Genomic DNA, 18,074 nt, shown 5'->3' on the forward strand with positions numbered 1-18,074 from the left:
GTTGGGTTTACTTTCTAAAGAAGGTCGCTTCAAATGTAGAACTATTTCCTACATTATCGGTAACGATGAGTTTGAATTTGTTTTCGGTATCGGTGCTAATTTGATAGTCAAAATTATAGGTCAACGTACTGTTCTTGTATTCATATTCCATGAGAATCCATTTGCCGTTGATGGTGGCACGGTAATTACTAATGCCAGAAAGATCGTCACTAATTTTAAGTTTAAGCTCATTAAATTTACTTAGCCATTGGCCATCACGAAAGTTTGAAGGCGTTATTTTTGGGCTTGTATCATCTGTAGCTAAGGCGAAAGTACCCAAGGTTTTTGACTGTGCCGATAATTTATTGCCCAATCGTTTTGTGTTGAGATAACTTGGTCTTTGATAGTAACCATGAAGCTGTGCAATAAACAATTTGTTTTTGTCTCCATCGGCATAATTACTAATGTCAAACTGGATACTGAAATTTTTCATTAAAGGAATCACGTCTTTATGCAACCTTAGGGTGTCATTTCTTACACTAAAATCAATATGGAAATCTTCGTAAAAAGTCTCCGGATAAAAATTTACGGAAATATTACCTTCTTCTAGTGTGTTATTTTCATTCGCCTTAATGTATTGATTGGGCATGAGCTCATAGTTTTCGAGAATCTCTTTTGGTGCTTTTCCTTTAATTGGGATGTTTAACCAAGTTTCATTGCCTTTAAAATCCTGAACACGAACCCGGTACACTGCGTCTGTGCTATCTTCGATTTTAAGATAGCCTTCATTTTGAACATCTTGAAACATACTCAAGCTGTTTCCGGGTTGCACAAACAATTTTTGGATGCGATCGTAATCTGTTTTATAAATTTCGTAATCAATATAGCGATTGAGATGTTTGGTTTCTGAAAAGCTAAAACGCTTGAAGTCTATTTCAAAATTCTTAAAACCATTAAAGAAGGTTTGAATATTGCTCACACCATTTTTGTTGGGGGCATAATCCAGTTGATCTACACTTTCAATCCCAAAACCAACGTCTCCATGTGCTTCAATTGGTTCTACAGAATAATCGCCATTGTTACTAGGGATCAAGCGTAATTCTGTTCTCGTTTTTAATTGATTAACGTGAGCATTTCTGTCTTTTGGATAGGCATAAACTGAAGAAATGGTAGGTGCTTTCGTATCGGCAACGTCATAGCCAAAAAGAAGTGGATTTATTGGGCGCTCTGAATTATCACGTATTTCAAAATGTAAATGGGGTCCGCCAGAACTTCCGGTATTTCCAGAAATAGCCACTAAGTCTCCTTTTGAAATGGGAAGCTCAGTAGGAGCAGGGAACATCTCTACCTCGTAGCTTTCCTTTTGGTATTGACAATCCTTGATGTATTTTTGAATGGTAGGTGAAAATTTGTCAAGGTGCGCGTAGACGCTCACATAGCCATTTGGATGTGTGATATAAAGCGCTTTTCCGTAACCATAGTGCGAAATGTTAATTCTACTTACATAGCCATCTGCAACGCCATAAACATTTAAGCCAGTACGCTGTTGGGTCTTGATATCTAATCCAGAGTGAAAATGATTGGAACGCAATTCTCCAAATGTGCCGGCAAGCACCAAATCAATATCTAACGGACTCCTAAAATAATCTTGTGGATACTGTGCTCGGGCAGTATGAAACTGAAAACAAAGGAGAAGTAATAGAAAGTATTTCATAGATTTTAGTAGACTGCTAAAGTATCAATAACAATATTATCTTCAAAATGACGATTGCATAAAAGAAGGGATTGGATCAATACATAATTCAATAACTGCATAAATCAAATTTTATGATAAAACAATTGTGATTTTTGATTAGGTATGTTAACTTTGTTTTTGCAGTATTGAAATTTGCCCATGAGTAAAATTGAGGATATTGTTGATTCCCTAGAAAATAAAATCAGCAAGTTGCTTCATAAGATGGAAGTCTTAAAGCAAACCAACGATAGATTATCTAAGGATTTGGCACATCAAGAGCTAAAAAGTCTAGAACAACAACAGCAGTTAGATGCTTGGGTTGAAAAATACGATGCACTCAAGATGGCAAATTCGTTACTTGGCAGTAGCGATAATAACAGAGAAACAAAGCTCAAAATAAACACATTAATAAGAGATATTGATCATTGTATTGCTCAATTATCTGAATAGTAGTTTAGACAACATAATCAATGGCAGATCCATTAAAAATAAAGCTATCTATAGCAAATAGGGTTTATCCATTGACGATAGCACCAAGCCAAGAAGAAGGGCTGCGAAGCGCAGCAAAAAAAATTGAGGCAATGATTGGTCAATTTGAGCAAAATTATTCTGTTCGAGATAAACAAGATGTATTGGCAATGTGCGCATTGCAATTTGCATCTCAAGTAGAACAAAAAACAATAGATAAAGCAAATGTAAGTGAAGAAGTAGAGCAAAAGTTAGAGTCTTTAAATCAGCTACTTCACGATCATTTAACCGCTTAGCGTTCTTTAAAATAAAAAAGGTTACTGCCTACATTAGTTATTTATATTTGATAAACTCAACGTTAATTCTTTAAAAAGGGTGAGTTTAAGTTGTAAAATCGGGCTGTCAATTATAAGCTATCGAACTTGTTTCGGTACTTTTTTTTAGGACAGATTTTTGATCAGCTTGTTAGCCCTAAACTTGTTTTTAAGGAGTTTATGCAAAATTCTAAACTGGTGTAGGCTTTTTTGTATAAAAAAATCAACAATTTAAAGCGCATTGTTGATTAATTAAGTAACAACCGTTGCTAGCTTTGATTTAATATAACTAACTAAATATCATGGATATAAGTACAATTGCATTTATTGTTGCAGGATTGGTTCTAGGCATAGGTCTAGGCTATATTATTGCCAAAACATTAGAAAAAAATAACGCTTCAAAACTCATACAGAGTGCTAAAGATGAAGCAGCTTCCATTCTAAAACAAGCCAAAAGTGATGGTGAATCGCTAAAAAAGGATAAAATATTACAAGCAAAAGAGAAATTTATTGAGTTGAAGTCTGAGCATGAGAAAGTCATTAACTCCCGAGATAAAAAAATTGCCGATGCTGAAAAGCGTATAAGAGATAAAGAGTCTCAATTATCTAGTGAATTAGCGAAAAACAAAAAGAATAATCAAAGTTTAGAAGCTAAAAATAAAGATTACGATTTCAGAATAGAATATCTAGATAAGAAAAAAGAAGAAATTGATAAAGCGCATAAAAGCCAGATTAAGCAACTTGAGGTCATTTCAAGCCTATCTGCAGAAGACGCTAAGTCGCAGTTGATAGAATCACTTAAAAGCGAGGCTAAGACCGATGCTATGAGTTACATTCAGGATACGCTGGAAGAAGCGAAATTAACCGCCCAACAAGATGCTAGAAAAATTATCATCAACACCATTCAGCGTATAGGTACCGAGGAGGCTATTGATAACTGTGTGTCTGTATTTAATATTGAATCTGATGATGTTAAGGGACGAATCATTGGTCGCGAAGGACGAAATATTCGTGCCATTGAAGCTGCTACAGGTGTCGAAATTATTGTTGATGATACGCCAGAGGCTATTATTCTGTCTTGTTTTGATTCTGTACGTCGTGAAGTTGCAAGATTGTCCCTACATAAATTAGTGACCGATGGTAGAATTCACCCAGCACGTATTGAGGAGATTGTTGGTAAAACACAAAAACAAATCGAACAAGAAATCGTAGAAGTTGGAAAACGTACGGTTATTGATCTTGGTATTCACGGGCTTCACCCAGAATTGATTAAGATGGTAGGGCGTATGAAATACCGTTCTTCTTACGGACAAAATTTACTGCAACACTCTCGTGAAGTTGCTAAACTTTGCGGCGTTATGGCTGCAGAATTAGGGCTTAACCCTAAACTAGCAAAACGTGCAGGTCTTTTACATGATATTGGTAAAGTGCCTTCTTCTGAAGCAGACATGGAAACACCTCATGCTATTTTAGGAATGCAGTGGGCTGAAAAACATGGCGAAAAGCCTGAGGTTTGTAACGCCATTGGAGCGCACCACGATGAAATTGAAATGACCACCTTGTTATCGCCAATCGTTCAGGTTTGTGATGCGATCTCAGGAGCAAGACCAGGAGCAAGACGCCAAGTATTGGATAGTTACATTCAAAGATTGAAAGATTTGGAAGATGTTGCTTTCGGTTTTAGTGGGGTTAACAAAGCTTATGCTATTCAAGCAGGACGAGAGTTGCGTGTTATGGTAGAAAGCGAAAAGGTTTCCGATGAGAGAGCGGCAACATTATCATTTGAGATTTCTCAAAAAATTCAAACAGACATGACTTATCCTGGTCAGGTTAAAGTGACCGTTATTAGAGAAACTAGAGCTGTCAACATCGCCAAATAGAAATATCAATTATAGAAGTTCAATAAAAATCCGGTATTGTACCGGATTTTTTTTTGTGCTGTTCTCAGCAGACTTGATTAAAATGATTCTGCTTTTTTTTTGAAATGAGAACTTTTTTATGATGACATGTTCAATAGACTGCGATGTTTAAGAAAATTAAAGACAAATTTTCATTCAACATTAACTATTAATTCATTAATCATGAAAAGATTCAATTACTTTCTGTCGGTTTCCCTCGCTTTACAATTCATTTTTTGTGTCAGTTGCGACAATGAAGACGCCAACAATCCTAATGAACCAGACAATCCCGATCCTGAATTAGAATATGCTTTAGGTTGGAACGGTCAAGATGATTTGGGTGCTATTCCTGCATCAACCAATTTTAGTTTTGGTAATACCAACTTACCTTCTTCGGTAGATCTGGTTCCTAAATTTCCTCCAATAGGAGATCAAGGTCAGTATGGAACATGTGTGTCTTGGGCAGTAGGTTATAATATTAAGACCGCTTTAAACGGAATGAGTAATGGGTTTTCCACATCACAATTAGCTTCCCCTAGTAACCAATTTAGTCCCAAAGATCTATTTACTGCAATTCCTGATAATCAAAAGGGGCAAAATTGTAGCGGTACTAATTTTTCAGATGCACTTTCTCTACTTCAGGATAGAGGGGTAGCCACGATGCAAACCGTTCCTTATAGTACGTTGGGAGATTGTTCTAGCAGTAATGTTCAATCTAATTGGACGACAGAGGCTAATGAAAATAAAATACAGTATTGGAGAAAAATAGAGGCGAGCACTCAGAGTATCAAGCAAAATTTAGCCAATAATATTCCTGTTATTCTCGGTGCTAAATTAGCAGATAATTTTATGAGCTGGAATAGTGATGTTGTTTTGTCTTCTAGTACCTCCTATAACAATGTTGGTCAACACGCCTACCACGCCATGGTTATTGCTGGATATGATGATTCAAAAGGTGCTAATGGTGCATTTAAGGTGATCAACTCATGGGGCGATTTTTGGGGAGATAACGGCTATGTTTGGATAGATTATAATTATATGATCAATGAATTTTGTACAAGCTTTGATGGCGACAAACCTCTGTTTATTGCTTCAGATCAAGAGGGTGGCGATAATACGCCACCAGATAATACAGATCCAAATGTAAGCGGTGTTGATGTAGCGCCTTGGATTTTTGCAGATTATTCTACAGCTCAGTTTAGTGGTATCCCTAATGAAAGAGCAATTGATTTTAATATTTATAATATTGGAAACCAAGCGGCGTCGCCAAATTCTGATTGGTCCATCTACTACATATATTTTAATGCATTTGATGCAAATGATTACGGAGTCATTTATTATGATCAATTTAATACGTCAATCGCTGCAAATACGTACGATTGCCCAACAGCTTATAACTGTGTTTTTAATCTCTCTATTCCTTCGGGCTCTAGTTTTACTCAAACGGCATGGGGATTGGAAAGCCAAGTAAGATCCTACTATATGCCTGAATTATCTGGATATTATTATTTGGTGTTGATTGCTGATGCTGAAGATAAATTTGACGAACAAGATGAAATGAACAATCTCTTTTATACAACAATTGATCCGAAATATTTTGAAAACGGATACAGTTCCAGATCTTCTCAAGAAGTGAATATTAGCACCGATGGCGCTAGCCAATTTAAATTTTTAAATTCCGAAGCGCCTAATTTTCAGAATTTGAAGACTAATAGTCATCAAACAGTAGTAACTGATGATTTTAAAAATGCCTATACTCAAAAGGAAATCTTAGAATTTATTAAAAAAGAAACTAAAAACGGACATATCGATACTAAAATTAACGAGTATATCCAACAGTCTAAAGATAGCTACTACGGAAAACAAAAGTAATCTCATCTCTAATGCTTCAAGACTTATGCTAGTGAATTTTTATAGGTCTTGAAGCATTATCATAAGAACTAAAAGTATGAAACCATTTGTTATGGTATGGATTGCGTTAATACAATTGTCTTGCGCAACCCCAAATTCTCCAACCAAAGAGAATAGGAGTATGAAAGCCCTTATAAAGAATGATCAGCCTGTTTATTTTGAAAATGAGACGTTTAATGAGCGTATTGATTTTACTTCATTTTTAGATAAGCATTTGATAAGTGAAGGTATTTATAAGGTAAAGGTCAATTCAGGAATCACTTTTAAAAACTGCATTTTTAATAAGCCAGTCACTGCTTTTAAAACAATACAAAACGGAAGTACTGTATTGGCTAGTTTTGGAGGAAACGTATCTTTTATAAATTGTATTTTTAAAGACACTGTCAATTTTAGGGGAAGCAGCATCTATGGAAGAACGGATTTCACGAGATCCACCTTTCGCGTAGAAGGCAACTTTGAAGAATTAAACTGCCATGAAAATGCATTTTTTAATGGCTGTATCTTTGAGGGGCCAGCGCGATTTCAAAATTCATTTTTCAATCAAAAAAGTAATTTTATGAGTGTAGAATGTTATGATGCAATTAGCTTTCAGAATGCATTGTTTAATTCTGAACTACAATTTGGTGCAGGTAAGTTTTTTAAGTATGCAGATTTCACCCTCATAGATTGTAGGGGTAAAGTGTTTTTTAATTATGCTGAATTTAAAGGTAAAGCGGAATTTAGCTATGCGATTTTTGCTCAAGATTTTGATTTTGTCAACACTAATAGTCATACAGTCAATTTTAATAGTGCTCGTTTTTTAGGAATGGTACGTTTTAATAAGGCTGAAGTGAAATCATCTATAAATTTAAAGGATGCTTATTTTCTCTTTGAAACGCCAGATATCGATAGTTCAACTCAAAAACTACCCTATTCAAAGTAATCTGTTTATCAGCTGTCTTTTCTAGGATGAAATTTAAGAAGTGTATCTTTTAAATGCGACCTGTCTAAATGCATATAAATTTCGGTAGTGGTAATGCTCTCGTGACCCAGCATGAGTTGAATGGATCTAAGGTCGGCGCCGTTTTCTAATAAGTGCGTCGCAAAAGAATGTCTAAAGGTGTGAGGAGAAATCGTTTTATTGAGGTTAATTGCTTTTGCTAAATTCTTGATTATCGTAAAAATCATAGCCCTAGTGAGTTGCTTACCCCTATTGTTCAGAAAAAGCGTGTCATTATATTTAGCATCTATAGACATGTGTTTTCTAATATCCATCCAAATTAATATCAATTTTTGAGTGGTATGATTAATAGGGACAAAGCGCTGTTTGTCGCCTTTGCCAGTGACTTTGATAAAGCCTTCGTCAAAAAAAAGATCAGATATTTTAAGGTTGATGAGTTCGCTCACCCTAAGTCCGCAACTGTAAAGTGTTTCTAAAATAGTTCTGTTACGTTCTCCAATATTTACGCCATTAAAGGTGCGTGTCAAATCTATAGCAGAAATCAAATGATCAATATCCTTAATGCTCAAGGTATCTGGTAGCTTTCTGCCAATTTTGGGCGACTCTATCAAATCTAAAGGATTGGTCTCCCTGTAATCTTCAAATATTAAATAATCAAAAAAACTGCGGAGTCCAGAGATCAAGCGAGCTCTGGATCTGGCATTAAGTGATTTTGAAACCTCATAAATAAACCCTTGAATGATCTCGTGATCAATTTTTATTGGAGAACTAGTGATGACATTTCTTTCTAAATACGATATCAATTTAAGAACATCAAACTCATAATTGTTCACAGAGTTTGTAGACAGACCTCTTTCGATTTTGAGATAGTATTTATAATCGTTTAGAGCTTGTGGCCAAAGCATATGAGGATTGTTCTTTAGGATAGTGTAACCAATATCATCACAAATATAAATTTTTAAAAACTCAAAAAAATGAAAACATCCATTGTATTAGTAACCACAGTATTATTTATGTCTTTAATGAGTCAGGCACAAGACGTTCGATTTGGAGCAAAAGCAGGAGTGAACTTCTCTAAATTTGGAGGAGATGTCATTGCTGATGGCCGAACCAGTTTCCATATTGGAGCCTTGGCTGACATTCCCATAAGTGAAACCTTCCATGTGCAACCTGAATTGCTTTATTCTGGAGAGGGTTCAGAAGACCTTAATGCTAACTTTATAAGAATTATTGGAGTTGCAAAGTATTACGTTCTAGAAGGCTTCAGTTTAGAGGCTGGTCCGCAGTTTGGTATAAGGGTTTCGGCAGATGAGGTGGTAGATGCCAATACCAAAGGCTTTGATTTTGGCTTAGCCCTAGGAGGTGGTTACGAATTGCCTGATATTGGTTTGCTTTTTGGATTAAGATATCATATTGGTATTGCCAACCTCGCAAGTAATGAAACATTTGATACAAATTTAGGGACCTTCCAAGTGAGTATTGGGTATATGTTTAACTAGTGGACTTGAGATAAGACCAAAAAAAAGCCCTCACTTTTAAAGTAGAGGGCTTCTTAAATAATGTGAGTTTTTAATAATTATCGGTAAGGATATTGATTAAGTCAACTAAAGCCCAAATACCATCTGTGAGCTGCAAAAGGCCAAAGAAATACCAATAGAGCAACGGCTACCCATTTGTCGTCTCCAGCTTTTGCCGCAGGAGAATAAAATTCACCAGATGCAACATTAATGTCAGAACTTTGAGAAGCCTCTACATTTTCAATAACTGTTGCAGCAGTTCTTTTCACAGGAAACGACGCGTAGCTAAAAGATACAGCCGTTACAAAGAACAAAAACGTAAGTAAAAGTTTTAATTTTATCTACGTCCGATTTATAATTTTTAAAGGATAGTAGCAATAACATTGACATCAGGATATATCCTACTCTGTTTATTTGTGTTTACTTCGATACACATTTTTGTTCAAGACAACAGTGAATTTGTGGGCATTGTCAAAGTCTAGAATTCAGCAAAGATTTCTTGTAAGATTGTTAAGGCGCCTTACTTTAAAAGCGGGTTTAAGGTTCTGTAGTCTGATAGTCAAGAATGCATCAGTGATAGGATTTACTTGAATTCTGTTGAGAATATAGACAAACGGGTTGAAAAAGTGAGCTGGTTAACAAAGAGATCAAGTTAGGTACATGACCGTATAAAAGAGAAAGCAAAAGGTTTAAAAATTCTAGATAAGGACAAAAACAATGTACTGTTCAAATCTCAAATTCGAGTGTTTTTTCTAAAGCAGATACGGTAATCCTTAAGTTTTTTGATGGAGGTCAAGAAGATGGAGATATTATTTCTATTAATATCAATAATAACAGACTCTTGAGTAATTATAAGGTTACCAAGATACCTTATTTGTTAGAGGTGCCACTATCCACAAAAAAACAATCATTAAGATTACGGTAACCTCTAAAGGTGCTATTGTTACCAATACGGCCATTGTAGATATTAGTGATGGTGAGAATGGGCTTAGAGCAGTTACCAATCTCAATAGAGAAGAAGAGACCTTTTAAATTTTTTAAAAAATAATTTCAGTTAGCACTTGGCATTAGTATTTAATTGTTGATAACCTTAGTATTTTTATCTTTGATATTCAGCTCTTTATTGATAAATGTTTATAAAATTGTTAATAACCTAGAGATTTTTCTTTCATTTCAGGAAAAAATGTTTTTAGTTTGCACTAATCAATTTTTAAAAACTCTTTTATTATGAAAAAATTAATGTTATGTGCTGCTATTGCAGTATTTGGATTGACTAACGTCAATGCGCAAGAATTTAATGTAGGTGCTAGTGCGGGATTACCAATCGGTGATGCCGGTGATTTTGCAACTTTTAGTGTTTTACTAGATGTCAATTATTTGTGGGAGGTTTCTGATAAGTTTGAGGCTGGCGCAGCTATAGGTTTTTCTCATTCTTTTGGAGAAGATCAATCTGTTTCTATCGGAGACTTTGAAGTTGAAAGTGAGGCTCAAGATATTAGTTTTCTTCCAATAGGAGCTGCGGGAAGATTTAATGTTTCAGAGTCATTCACTATTGGCGCTGATATTGGATATGCAGTAGGAATTAACGATGGTAATGATGGGGGATTTTATTATGCTCCTAAACTGCAATATGGAGTAAGTGAATCACTAGATATTGTCGCTGCTTACAGAGGAGTAAGTGTTGAAGGTGGATCTTTTGACATTGTTTCTCTAGGAGTTGAATTTGGGTTTTAATCCACCTCTAATCTAAAGAATTTACGACCGATAAAATATATGTTTTATCGGTTTTTTTATGAAATACTGTCTTATTAAATAATATCTATCTTGTTTTATTTTAAATATATTAAAATTTAATATAACAGCTTTTCTTTTATAAAATACTATAAAACATATCTACTTTTATCGCTAAATAAACTTAACAAAACACTACTTGGTATGAAAAAACTATTATTTATGACTGCAATTGCGGTTTTTGGATTAACAAACTTAAGTGCTCAAGAGGAGAACTTAAGTAAAACAACTAAAGGTACCTGGTTCTTTGGTGCAGATGCGGGCATTACTTTTGCAGCTAACAAAACAACAGCAGAATTTGACGGTCAAGATGTTGGTGTTGATTCTAAAGTTTCAACAGTTTCAATTACCCCAAGTGCAAACTATTTTGTTATGGATAACTTAGCCATTGGATTAGATCTTTTATTTTCTAGCACTAAAACTGAAGAAGAATTTGATGGACTTGATGTTGAATTCAAAGGGACTACTTTTGCGGCAATTCCAAATGCAACTTATTTTTTTGGAGAGGGCAGCTTTAGACCATATTTAGGAGCTGGAGTTGGGTATTTATCTACTGGATCTGACGATGATATAACCAAGTTTAGTGGTTTAGTAATTAAAGGTCAAGGAGGAGTCGCTTATTTTATTAACACCTCAGTAGCTTTAAATCTTGGTGTGGAATATTTAAATGCAAATTTAAAAAATAAAGAAGAGAGCGATTTTGAAAATAAATCGAACACGCTTGGCGTAGGTTTAGGATTTTCTTTCTTTTTGTAGTACACAAAATAATAATTTAAAAAAACCGAAGCTTTAATGCTTCGGTTTTTTTATGTTCATTTTTTAATATCTTTAGCTTATGAAGAAATTGATGATTATAAATGGTCCCAACCTAAACCTATTAGGAAAGCGAGAAACGAATATCTACGGAAACATGTCTTTTACAGACTTTTTTGAGACGGTTGCTAAAAAATATCCAGAGGTTAAGATTGAGCATTTTCAATCTAATATAGAAGGAGAACTCATAGATAAAATTCAAGAAGTAGGGTTTAGCTATGATGGTATTATTCTAAATGCAGCGGCTTATACCCATACGTCTGTTGGAATTGGTGATGCCGTTAAAGCCATCGAAACTCCTGTGGTAGAGGTTCATATTTCCAATACATTCTCAAGAGAAGAGTTTAGACATCATTCATATATTTCTCCAAACTCTAGAGGCGTGATTTTGGGGTTTGGGTTACAAAGTTATGAACTGGCCATTCATAGTTTTCTATAATTATAAAAGATGAACTAAAGATCTTGAAAACGCTGTTTTACGCCATAACGCTATATTTATGTTGCATACAACTAAGTATGTCACAAGCTAAATCTGTAGATTTCGGTATTAAAGGTGGGCTCAATCTTACCTTTTTTAAGGTAGAACAAGCCAACTTTGGTCCAAACGTTCAATCGGAAACCGGCTATTACGGTGGCGCTTTTCTAGATTTTGAAATTGATGATTTTTTATCGATTCAGCCAGAACTGCTCTATATCGGACTCAATGATTTTAGATTTTTGAATGCCCCTATTTATGCTAAATATACTGTTGCACAAGATTTGAATCTCATGGTAGGTCCTAGTCTTAATTATTTTTTCGATTTTTTTACCAATAAATTCAAAGTGCGTGGAGACGTTTGTGCGTCTTATAACATGTCGCCTACCTTTGATTTCCATATCAAATATACCTTAGGGTTTGTGGTGCTTGCTCCAAATGGATTATTCTTTGGCATCGGTTGTAGATTCTAAAGAGATCCCGCTTTACAACATCCATTTTTTATATCTTTACCTCAAGAAATTACAAGTAAAAACTTATAACACATAACTCATGAGCGACGATAAAAAAGTCATCTTCTCAATGTCTGGACTTACCAAGACATTTCCATCAGCAAATACGCCAGTACTTAAAAATATATACCTCAGTTTTTTCTATGGTGCCAAAATTGGTATTCTAGGTCTTAATGGCTCGGGAAAATCAACCTTATTAAAAATTATAGCAGGGGTTGATAAAAATTATCAAGGAGACGTTGTCTTTGCTCCAGGTTACACAGTGGGCTATTTGGAACAAGAGCCGCAATTGGATGAAGAGAAAACAGTTATGGACATTGTACGCGAAGGTGCTGCGGAAACCGTCGCTATTTTAGATGAGTACAATAGTATTAATGATCAATTTGGTTTAGAGGAAGTCTATAGCAATCCTGATAAAATGGAAAAACTGATGAACCGTCAGGCTGTACTTCAAGATCAAATAGATGCTGCAAATGCTTGGGAATTAGACACCAAATTAGAAATTGCTATGGATGCCTTAAGAACTCCAGAGGGCGATAAAAAAATTAAAGTATTATCTGGGGGAGAGCGCCGTAGAGTGGCTTTGTGTCGTTTATTGTTGAAAGAGCCAGACGTATTACTTTTAGATGAGCCTACTAACCACTTAGATGCAGAATCTGTACATTGGTTAGAGCATCATCTCGCACAATATAAGGGGACGGTTATCGCCGTAACACACGATAGGTACTTTTTGGATAATGTTGCAGGTTGGATTTTAGAGTTAGATAGAGGTGAGGGGATTCCTTGGAAAGGAAACTATAGCTCATGGTTAGACCAAAAATCTAAGCGTATGGCTCAAGAGAGCAAGACAGCTTCCAAACGTCAAAAGACTTTAGAAAGAGAGTTAGAATGGGTTCGTCAAGGAGCAAAAGGGCGTCAAACCAAACAGAAGGCCCGTTTGAATAACTATGATAAACTGATGAGTCAAGATCAAAAGCAATTGGATGAAAAACTTGAAATTTATATTCCAAATGGTCCGCGCTTAGGAACCAATGTTATTGAGGCCAAAGGTGTGAGTAAGGCCTATGGAGATAAGTTATTATATGAAGATCTCAACTTTAACCTGCCTCAAGCGGGAATTGTAGGAGTGATTGGTCCTAACGGAGCTGGTAAAACCACAATTTTCAGAATGATTATGGGAGAGGAAACTCCTGAAAAAGGTGAATTTGTAGTTGGTGATACAGCAAAGATCGCTTATGTAGATCAAGCGCATTCCAATATCAATGCTGAAAAATCAATTTGGCAAAACTTTAGCGATGAACAAGAGTTGGTGATGATGGGAGGAAAGCAGGTGAACTCTAGAGCGTACTTGAGTCGTTTTAATTTCTCTGGAAGTGAACAGAATAAGACCGTAAAATTACTATCTGGTGGAGAGCGTAACCGCTTACATTTGGCCATGACCTTAAAAGAAGAAGGTAACGTGTTACTACTAGATGAGCCTACCAATGATCTTGATGTAAATACGTTAAGAGCTTTAGAGGAAGGTCTGGAAAATTTTGCAGGTTGTGCTGTTGTCATTTCTCACGATAGATGGTTTTTAGATAGAGTCTGTACGCACATTCTTGCGTTTGAAGGTAATAGCCAGGTCTATTTCTTTGAGGGAAGTTTCTCAGATTATGAGGAAAACAAGAAAAAGAGATTGGGTGGTGATATTATGCCAAAACGTATTAAATATAAAAAACTGGTGCGCTAATAGCATTTTAGTTTAAATGAAGAATCCCGCAAAACAACTGTTTCGCGGGATTTTTTTATAATAGAGTGTGTTTTGTTTAGCTGTTTGTATTGTCGTAGAGATGTCCTTCTGTAAAATCACGATAGGCCTGATCATTTTTCTTCTTAAATGCGCTATTGTCTAATAAACGTTTATTCTCTGCTTTCAGTTTAAACATTTTAATCACCGCTACTCCTATAAAAATAGCAAAAACAACGGTAGTTACAATAAGTACAATAGTCAGTTGAGTGGTACTCACAAGAGCGAAATTTGCGATTTTGAATGTAGGTATCATGATTTAGATTTTTACTTGGGCAAATCAAATATACACTTTTATTTTAAACGCCAAGTACTTCGCTTTAAAAAAGTTATCGGCCTAAGAACAAATTATAGTTAAGTTTTAAGGACTTATTCGTACCAATTGAGTTGTACAACCTCAATACTTTCATCGCCTTGATTCACAAGTGTTTTGAATTTATCAACATCACTCAATCCTTCTGTACCTCTATAGTGGTAAGGATAGACTTTAGCAGGTTTAAACTCTAAAACAGCGCTTACAGCACTTTCAATTGGCATAGTGTAAGGTAAGTTCATGCATACAAAAGCAATGTCAATATCTTTTAAATTACGCATCTCTGGGATATCCTCTGTATCTCCAGAAATATATACCCGATCATCTCCTAGAGTTACCACATAACCATTACCACGGCCTTTAGTATGAAACTTTAAAGCTTCTTCACGTAAATTATACATAGGGATCGCTTCAACAGTATATCCATTTACAGTTTTGGTGTCGCCATTGTTCATAACGGTAAGTGTTCCGTATTTCAAATCTTCAGGAAACTGATCTACTACAGCTTGTGGAGCTACAATTGTAGCTTTCGAAAGATCTAAGGCCTTTAAGGTTTCGATGTCTAAATGGTCACCGTGTATGTCGGTAAGCATTACAATTTCTGGACTTGTATATTCAGAAAAAGCTTCTTTTCCGCCTGTAGGGTCTACATAAATAGCATTGTCACCATAGGTCAATACCATTGTGGCATGAGAAATAGGAGAAATTTCAAGCGATTTCTGTGTGGTTTCTTCTTGTTTGGTCATGCTAGATGCATCTGATGTCATATCCTGACTCACGTTATCTTTTTTATCAGACTTACAAGAGGTCATTAATGTGATGCAAGACATAAGTAAAAGTAAATTCGTTTTCATAGCTATTAGTTAGTGTTTTAAATGATATGGAAAGATAGTGACAATTCATTATTCTTTAAAATTTGTAACAAATAATTAAGTTTCTCTACTTATTATTTGGACACTTAATAATTTTTTTTGCGATATTTTTTATCGAAATTGCTTGTCCATTCTATAATTGTTCAACTAAAATACATAGCACAACATGTCTGACGATTTTGATTTACTTGAAACCAATACCAACGAAAAAAGTGAAAAGGTAGATGTCAATTGGGGTAAAGCCATTGACACCATGAAATCCAAACTAGCACAAGAAGATGATCCCGAAAGTCGTCAGAAAATATTGAATGCCACTTTAGATGATGTGGTTCATATGGCTGAAAAGGATAGAACAACCCTATTAGATGCCATTAAGGACTTAACCGATTATCAAGATGAAGTCGGCATTCTCTTTGAAAACTTTTCTTCACTTAATGCTAATGAGCAAAAGGTAATTGATGATGCCATCAAGCGTCTAGAGCGTGCTAAGGTAGAATTAGAAGATGCTGAAGCAAAACCAGATACCTGGTGGAATAATCTCTGGGGAAGAAAAAGTAAAATCAAGGAGGCAGAGCAAGAATTGCAAAACGCACAAAAAGATAGAGATGCGGCAGATAACAAAGCCAAATCGATGTTTCAAGACCGAATTGAAAATGCCGATGTGCAAACCTTGTTAAACGAGCTGAGTTTTAAATCCCAAGCCGCCGTAACCCGATTAAAAAATCGTGAAGTAGAAATCAAGGAAGTAGAAGATAAACTGCAAACCGCAATTGTTGAGGCCACAAAAAATCACACAAGAGCTTTAGAGAAGAAAAAAGAGGTTGAAGCTAAATTAGAAGAAAAATATGCAGCACTCAAACAAGCGCGTCAAGCCTTGGAGGAGATTGTTGACAAGCAATCTGCAGATTATGCACAAGCCATTGGCAAGGTTACTGGTTTGGAGCAGGAAGTAGAAGAATTAGAAGGACTTAAAAACGCCTATACAACGTTGGCCGCTTCTAAAGATAGTTTTGTACACAAGCATAACTTAACCATTAAGGTGTTGACTTCACTAAGAAGTAATTTACAAACGCATCGCGCAAAACTGAAGAGTGATACCGAGGAACGTCTCAAATATTACGATGGTTACGTGGTGGCGCTTAAGGCTAGAACCGATCAAGAATTCGCTGCCATTCTAGAGCATCTCGGTGTTAAAACCGATGAGCATATAGGAGAAACCTTAGCATCTATGCATACAGCAAGTGCCAGAGCACGTCAAGAAATGATGGATAATATTCCTGTACACGAAAAAGTGATGCAAGGGGTCTACAGTAGTTATGCCGAAGCTTTACAAGAAATTAGAGCGAAAGATGTTGATATTCAAAAGAACTTTGCTGAACGTTATGGTATTGATATGAAAGAGATCTTTGAAGATTACTATAAGGCAGATGCCAATGCACCTTCTGCAGGCACAGCACCTCAAGCTACACCAGCAAAAGGAGCAGATAGTGAGGATTTACTGAGCTAATAGAAATTTTATTTCACCATTTGATACATCACTTAAAGCGGAAGTAGTTTAACAATCGCTTTCGCTTTTAAATTTATTTATAGTCTTAAACTTGTTTGATTATTAAGTCTTAACAAGAGGTATCAGCTAATTGTTTATAATTTAAATCATGATCGTAACGCCATTAGATTCCGCAATTTTAGATTCTAAAGAGCAATATGTTTTCTATCACAAAAAGGTCGATTTCGTATTGAAGGAATTAATTGTAAGCGTTCAAAAGCATCGACTTTGTACAGAACAAGAACTTATTGTGTTTAAACAATATTGCGATTTGTTACTATATTCCATTGAGGCCATGCGCGTGAAATACATGTATGACGACGAGGACAACATGAAGGTGGATCTTACCGATTCTGGATTTCCAAATTATTTAGAGTTTCGCTATCTATTTAACGATTTAGCCTTACGTGAAAATTATTTGCATAAATTGAAATCGGTTGAGCAACTTCAAGATGAATTTTTAGAACAACTGCTTCGGAAAAAGGAGCCCATTAAAAAGGATAAGCTCTTTCAAGCGGCTTCAATTGTATACTACACCTCTGTTGAACAGAAATATATTTTTAACAGATTTGTACAAGGCAAAATTATTGAGGCTCCGCAAGGTGCGGCAGGAGCGTATATGACCAGTTGGAGTTTTTATGACGTATCGCATAACAGACCCTTTGTCTGCTTTATGTATTTTGATTATGATGGCAAGTCTATGGAGGCAGATCGGCCAGGGATTTATGAGGTACTGAAAAACGCAGCAGATCGCGATATGGACTTAGATACCATGGCCTACGGAATTGATCGGAAATTAGCAGACGTGAAACCCAAATACATCAAACGCATTGATCTTGGACCATTTCATAATGTTTTTGCAAAGGACGAGAACGACATTACACATGCTATTTTAAAAAGCATCGCCCAAAAGGAAATTCCTCTAGAATCTTTTGCCATATCTCTAAAAATCGATGAGGTATACTCAAAAAGTGAATTTAAAGAAGGGAATTACTTTAGTAAACAAACGCTTCAAAACTGGGATACGGTTTTAAAAAACAACTATGTTTTTGCACCACACCGTATCATTCAACTGCTGTATAGTAAAACTCCAGAAATCATGAACCGTTTAGCGAAAGCACCGTTTGAGGTGGCGAGTTTGAATCTTAAAAATTAAATACCAGTTGACCTACTCAAATCGAGCATTCGGTTTGTCTAAACT

General features: G+C 35.6%; 18 protein-coding genes and 1 other RNA gene. 14 read left to right on the plus strand and 5 right to left on the minus strand.

Features of this window, described 5'->3' with window-relative positions:
- Nucleotides 1-7: 7 nt before the first annotated feature.
- Entirely contained in the window at nt 8-1,693 is a 1,686-nt protein-coding gene (locus tag P176_RS0116025) for a M23 family metallopeptidase (protein ID WP_026755653.1), read from the minus strand.
- 180 nt (nt 1,694-1,873) lie between these two features.
- Between P176_RS0116025 and P176_RS0116030 the strand changes: the two genes are divergently transcribed.
- From P176_RS0116030 to P176_RS0116050, 6 genes are all read left to right on the plus strand, one after another.
- Complete coding sequence (locus P176_RS0116030; RefSeq protein WP_026755654.1) at nt 1,874-2,164, plus strand: hypothetical protein; 291 nt, start codon at nt 1,874-1,876, stop codon at nt 2,162-2,164.
- 20 nt (nt 2,165-2,184) lie between these two features.
- Nucleotides 2,185-2,478, plus strand: coding sequence for a cell division protein ZapA (locus P176_RS0116035; protein WP_026755655.1), 294 nt, complete (start codon nt 2,185-2,187; stop codon nt 2,476-2,478).
- A gap of 54 nt (nt 2,479-2,532) precedes the next feature.
- Nucleotides 2,533-2,676: non-coding RNA, 6S RNA (gene ssrS, locus P176_RS20295), on the plus strand.
- 122 nt (nt 2,677-2,798) lie between these two features.
- Entirely contained in the window at nt 2,799-4,376 is a 1,578-nt protein-coding gene (gene rny, locus P176_RS0116040; RefSeq protein ID WP_026755656.1) for a ribonuclease Y, read from the plus strand.
- Between the two features lie 201 nt (nt 4,377-4,577).
- Complete coding sequence (locus P176_RS0116045) at nt 4,578-6,266, plus strand: C1 family peptidase (protein WP_026755657.1); 1,689 nt, start codon at nt 4,578-4,580, stop codon at nt 6,264-6,266.
- A 76-nt stretch (nt 6,267-6,342) separates the two neighbouring features.
- Nucleotides 6,343-7,227, plus strand: coding sequence for a pentapeptide repeat-containing protein (locus P176_RS0116050; RefSeq protein ID WP_026755658.1), 885 nt, complete (start codon nt 6,343-6,345; stop codon nt 7,225-7,227).
- An 8-nt stretch (nt 7,228-7,235) separates the two neighbouring features.
- Here the strand turns inward: P176_RS0116050 and xerA are convergent, their stop codons facing one another.
- Nucleotides 7,236-8,150, minus strand: coding sequence for a site-specific tyrosine recombinase/integron integrase (xerA, locus tag P176_RS0116055; RefSeq protein WP_026755659.1), 915 nt, complete (start codon nt 8,148-8,150; stop codon nt 7,236-7,238).
- Nucleotides 8,151-8,219: 69 nt separating this feature from the next.
- Here xerA and P176_RS0116060 point away from each other — a divergent pair, with 69 nt between their 5' ends.
- Complete coding sequence (locus tag P176_RS0116060; RefSeq protein WP_026755660.1) at nt 8,220-8,744, plus strand: porin family protein; 525 nt, start codon at nt 8,220-8,222, stop codon at nt 8,742-8,744.
- Nucleotides 8,745-8,845: 101 nt separating this feature from the next.
- Here the strand turns inward: P176_RS0116060 and P176_RS20745 are convergent, their stop codons facing one another.
- On the minus strand, nt 8,846-9,031 hold the full coding sequence (locus P176_RS20745; protein WP_231481277.1) for a TM2 domain-containing protein: 186 nt from the start codon (nt 9,029-9,031) through the stop codon (nt 8,846-8,848).
- 958 nt (nt 9,032-9,989) lie between these two features.
- Between P176_RS20745 and P176_RS0116070 the strand changes: the two genes are divergently transcribed.
- The 5 genes from P176_RS0116070 (at nt 9,990) to ettA (ending at nt 14,085) form a co-directional block, all read left to right on the plus strand.
- The gene (locus tag P176_RS0116070) at nt 9,990-10,496 is read left to right on the plus strand and encodes an outer membrane beta-barrel protein (RefSeq protein WP_026755661.1); all 507 of its coding nucleotides are present in this window, start codon (nt 9,990-9,992) and stop codon (nt 10,494-10,496) included.
- Between the two features lie 201 nt (nt 10,497-10,697).
- Nucleotides 10,698-11,309 carry an OmpW family outer membrane protein gene (locus P176_RS0116075; RefSeq protein ID WP_026755662.1) on the plus strand — a complete coding sequence of 204 codons (612 nt, stop codon included), beginning with the start codon at nt 10,698-10,700 and terminating at the stop codon, nt 11,307-11,309.
- Nucleotides 11,310-11,388: 79 nt separating this feature from the next.
- Entirely contained in the window at nt 11,389-11,805 is a 417-nt protein-coding gene (gene aroQ / locus P176_RS0116080) for a type II 3-dehydroquinate dehydratase (protein ID WP_026755663.1), read from the plus strand.
- A 77-nt stretch (nt 11,806-11,882) separates the two neighbouring features.
- Nucleotides 11,883-12,314 (plus strand): hypothetical protein, encoded by a 432-nt coding sequence (locus P176_RS20130; RefSeq protein WP_026755664.1) that lies wholly within the window; start codon nt 11,883-11,885, stop codon nt 12,312-12,314.
- A gap of 79 nt (nt 12,315-12,393) precedes the next feature.
- Entirely contained in the window at nt 12,394-14,085 is a 1,692-nt protein-coding gene (gene ettA, locus P176_RS0116090) for an energy-dependent translational throttle protein EttA (RefSeq protein ID WP_026755665.1), read from the plus strand.
- A 76-nt stretch (nt 14,086-14,161) separates the two neighbouring features.
- Here the strand turns inward: ettA and P176_RS0116095 are convergent, their stop codons facing one another.
- On the minus strand, nt 14,162-14,398 hold the full coding sequence (locus P176_RS0116095) for a hypothetical protein (RefSeq protein ID WP_026755666.1): 237 nt from the start codon (nt 14,396-14,398) through the stop codon (nt 14,162-14,164).
- A gap of 113 nt (nt 14,399-14,511) precedes the next feature.
- Entirely contained in the window at nt 14,512-15,309 is a 798-nt protein-coding gene (locus P176_RS0116100; RefSeq protein WP_026755667.1) for an MBL fold metallo-hydrolase, read from the minus strand.
- Nucleotides 15,310-15,493: 184 nt separating this feature from the next.
- Here P176_RS0116100 and P176_RS0116105 point away from each other — a divergent pair, with 184 nt between their 5' ends.
- Nucleotides 15,494-16,834 (plus strand): hypothetical protein, encoded by a 1,341-nt coding sequence (locus tag P176_RS0116105; RefSeq protein ID WP_026755668.1) that lies wholly within the window; start codon nt 15,494-15,496, stop codon nt 16,832-16,834.
- Between the two features lie 148 nt (nt 16,835-16,982).
- A complete protein-coding gene (locus P176_RS0116110) occupies nt 16,983-18,029 on the plus strand; it encodes a hypothetical protein (RefSeq protein ID WP_026755669.1) in 1,047 nt (348 codons plus the stop codon).
- The last annotated feature ends 45 nt before the right edge of the window (nt 18,030-18,074 follow it).

The sequence above is a fragment of the Sediminibacter sp. Hel_I_10 genome, assembly GCF_000688335.1.
Classification (GTDB): domain Bacteria; phylum Bacteroidota; class Bacteroidia; order Flavobacteriales; family Flavobacteriaceae; genus Psychroserpens.

Bases quoted from the DNA above. Each gene is read 5' to 3' on its own strand.
- P176_RS0116025 (WP_026755653.1), bottom strand. From the start codon at position 1,693: ATGAAATACTTTCTATTACTTCTCCTTTGTTTTCAGTTTCATACTGCC.
- P176_RS0116030 (WP_026755654.1), top strand. From the start codon at position 1,874: ATGAGTAAAATTGAGGATATTGTTGATTCCCTAGAAAATAAAATCAGC.
- P176_RS0116035 (WP_026755655.1), top strand. From the start codon at position 2,185: ATGGCAGATCCATTAAAAATAAAGCTATCTATAGCAAATAGGGTTTAT.
- rny (WP_026755656.1), top strand. From the start codon at position 2,799: ATGGATATAAGTACAATTGCATTTATTGTTGCAGGATTGGTTCTAGGC.
- P176_RS0116045 (WP_026755657.1), top strand. From the start codon at position 4,578: ATGAAAAGATTCAATTACTTTCTGTCGGTTTCCCTCGCTTTACAATTC.
- P176_RS0116050 (WP_026755658.1), top strand. From the start codon at position 6,343: ATGAAACCATTTGTTATGGTATGGATTGCGTTAATACAATTGTCTTGC.
- xerA (WP_026755659.1), bottom strand. From the start codon at position 8,150: ATGCTTTGGCCACAAGCTCTAAACGATTATAAATACTATCTCAAAATC.
- P176_RS0116060 (WP_026755660.1), top strand. From the start codon at position 8,220: ATGAAAACATCCATTGTATTAGTAACCACAGTATTATTTATGTCTTTA.
- P176_RS0116070 (WP_026755661.1), top strand. From the start codon at position 9,990: ATGAAAAAATTAATGTTATGTGCTGCTATTGCAGTATTTGGATTGACT.
- P176_RS0116075 (WP_026755662.1), top strand. From the start codon at position 10,698: ATGAAAAAACTATTATTTATGACTGCAATTGCGGTTTTTGGATTAACA.
- aroQ (WP_026755663.1), top strand. From the start codon at position 11,389: ATGAAGAAATTGATGATTATAAATGGTCCCAACCTAAACCTATTAGGA.
- P176_RS20130 (WP_026755664.1), top strand. From the start codon at position 11,883: ATGTCACAAGCTAAATCTGTAGATTTCGGTATTAAAGGTGGGCTCAAT.
- ettA (WP_026755665.1), top strand. From the start codon at position 12,394: ATGAGCGACGATAAAAAAGTCATCTTCTCAATGTCTGGACTTACCAAG.
- P176_RS0116095 (WP_026755666.1), bottom strand. From the start codon at position 14,398: ATGATACCTACATTCAAAATCGCAAATTTCGCTCTTGTGAGTACCACT.
- P176_RS0116100 (WP_026755667.1), bottom strand. From the start codon at position 15,309: ATGAAAACGAATTTACTTTTACTTATGTCTTGCATCACATTAATGACC.
- P176_RS0116105 (WP_026755668.1), top strand. From the start codon at position 15,494: ATGTCTGACGATTTTGATTTACTTGAAACCAATACCAACGAAAAAAGT.
- P176_RS0116110 (WP_026755669.1), top strand. From the start codon at position 16,983: ATGATCGTAACGCCATTAGATTCCGCAATTTTAGATTCTAAAGAGCAA.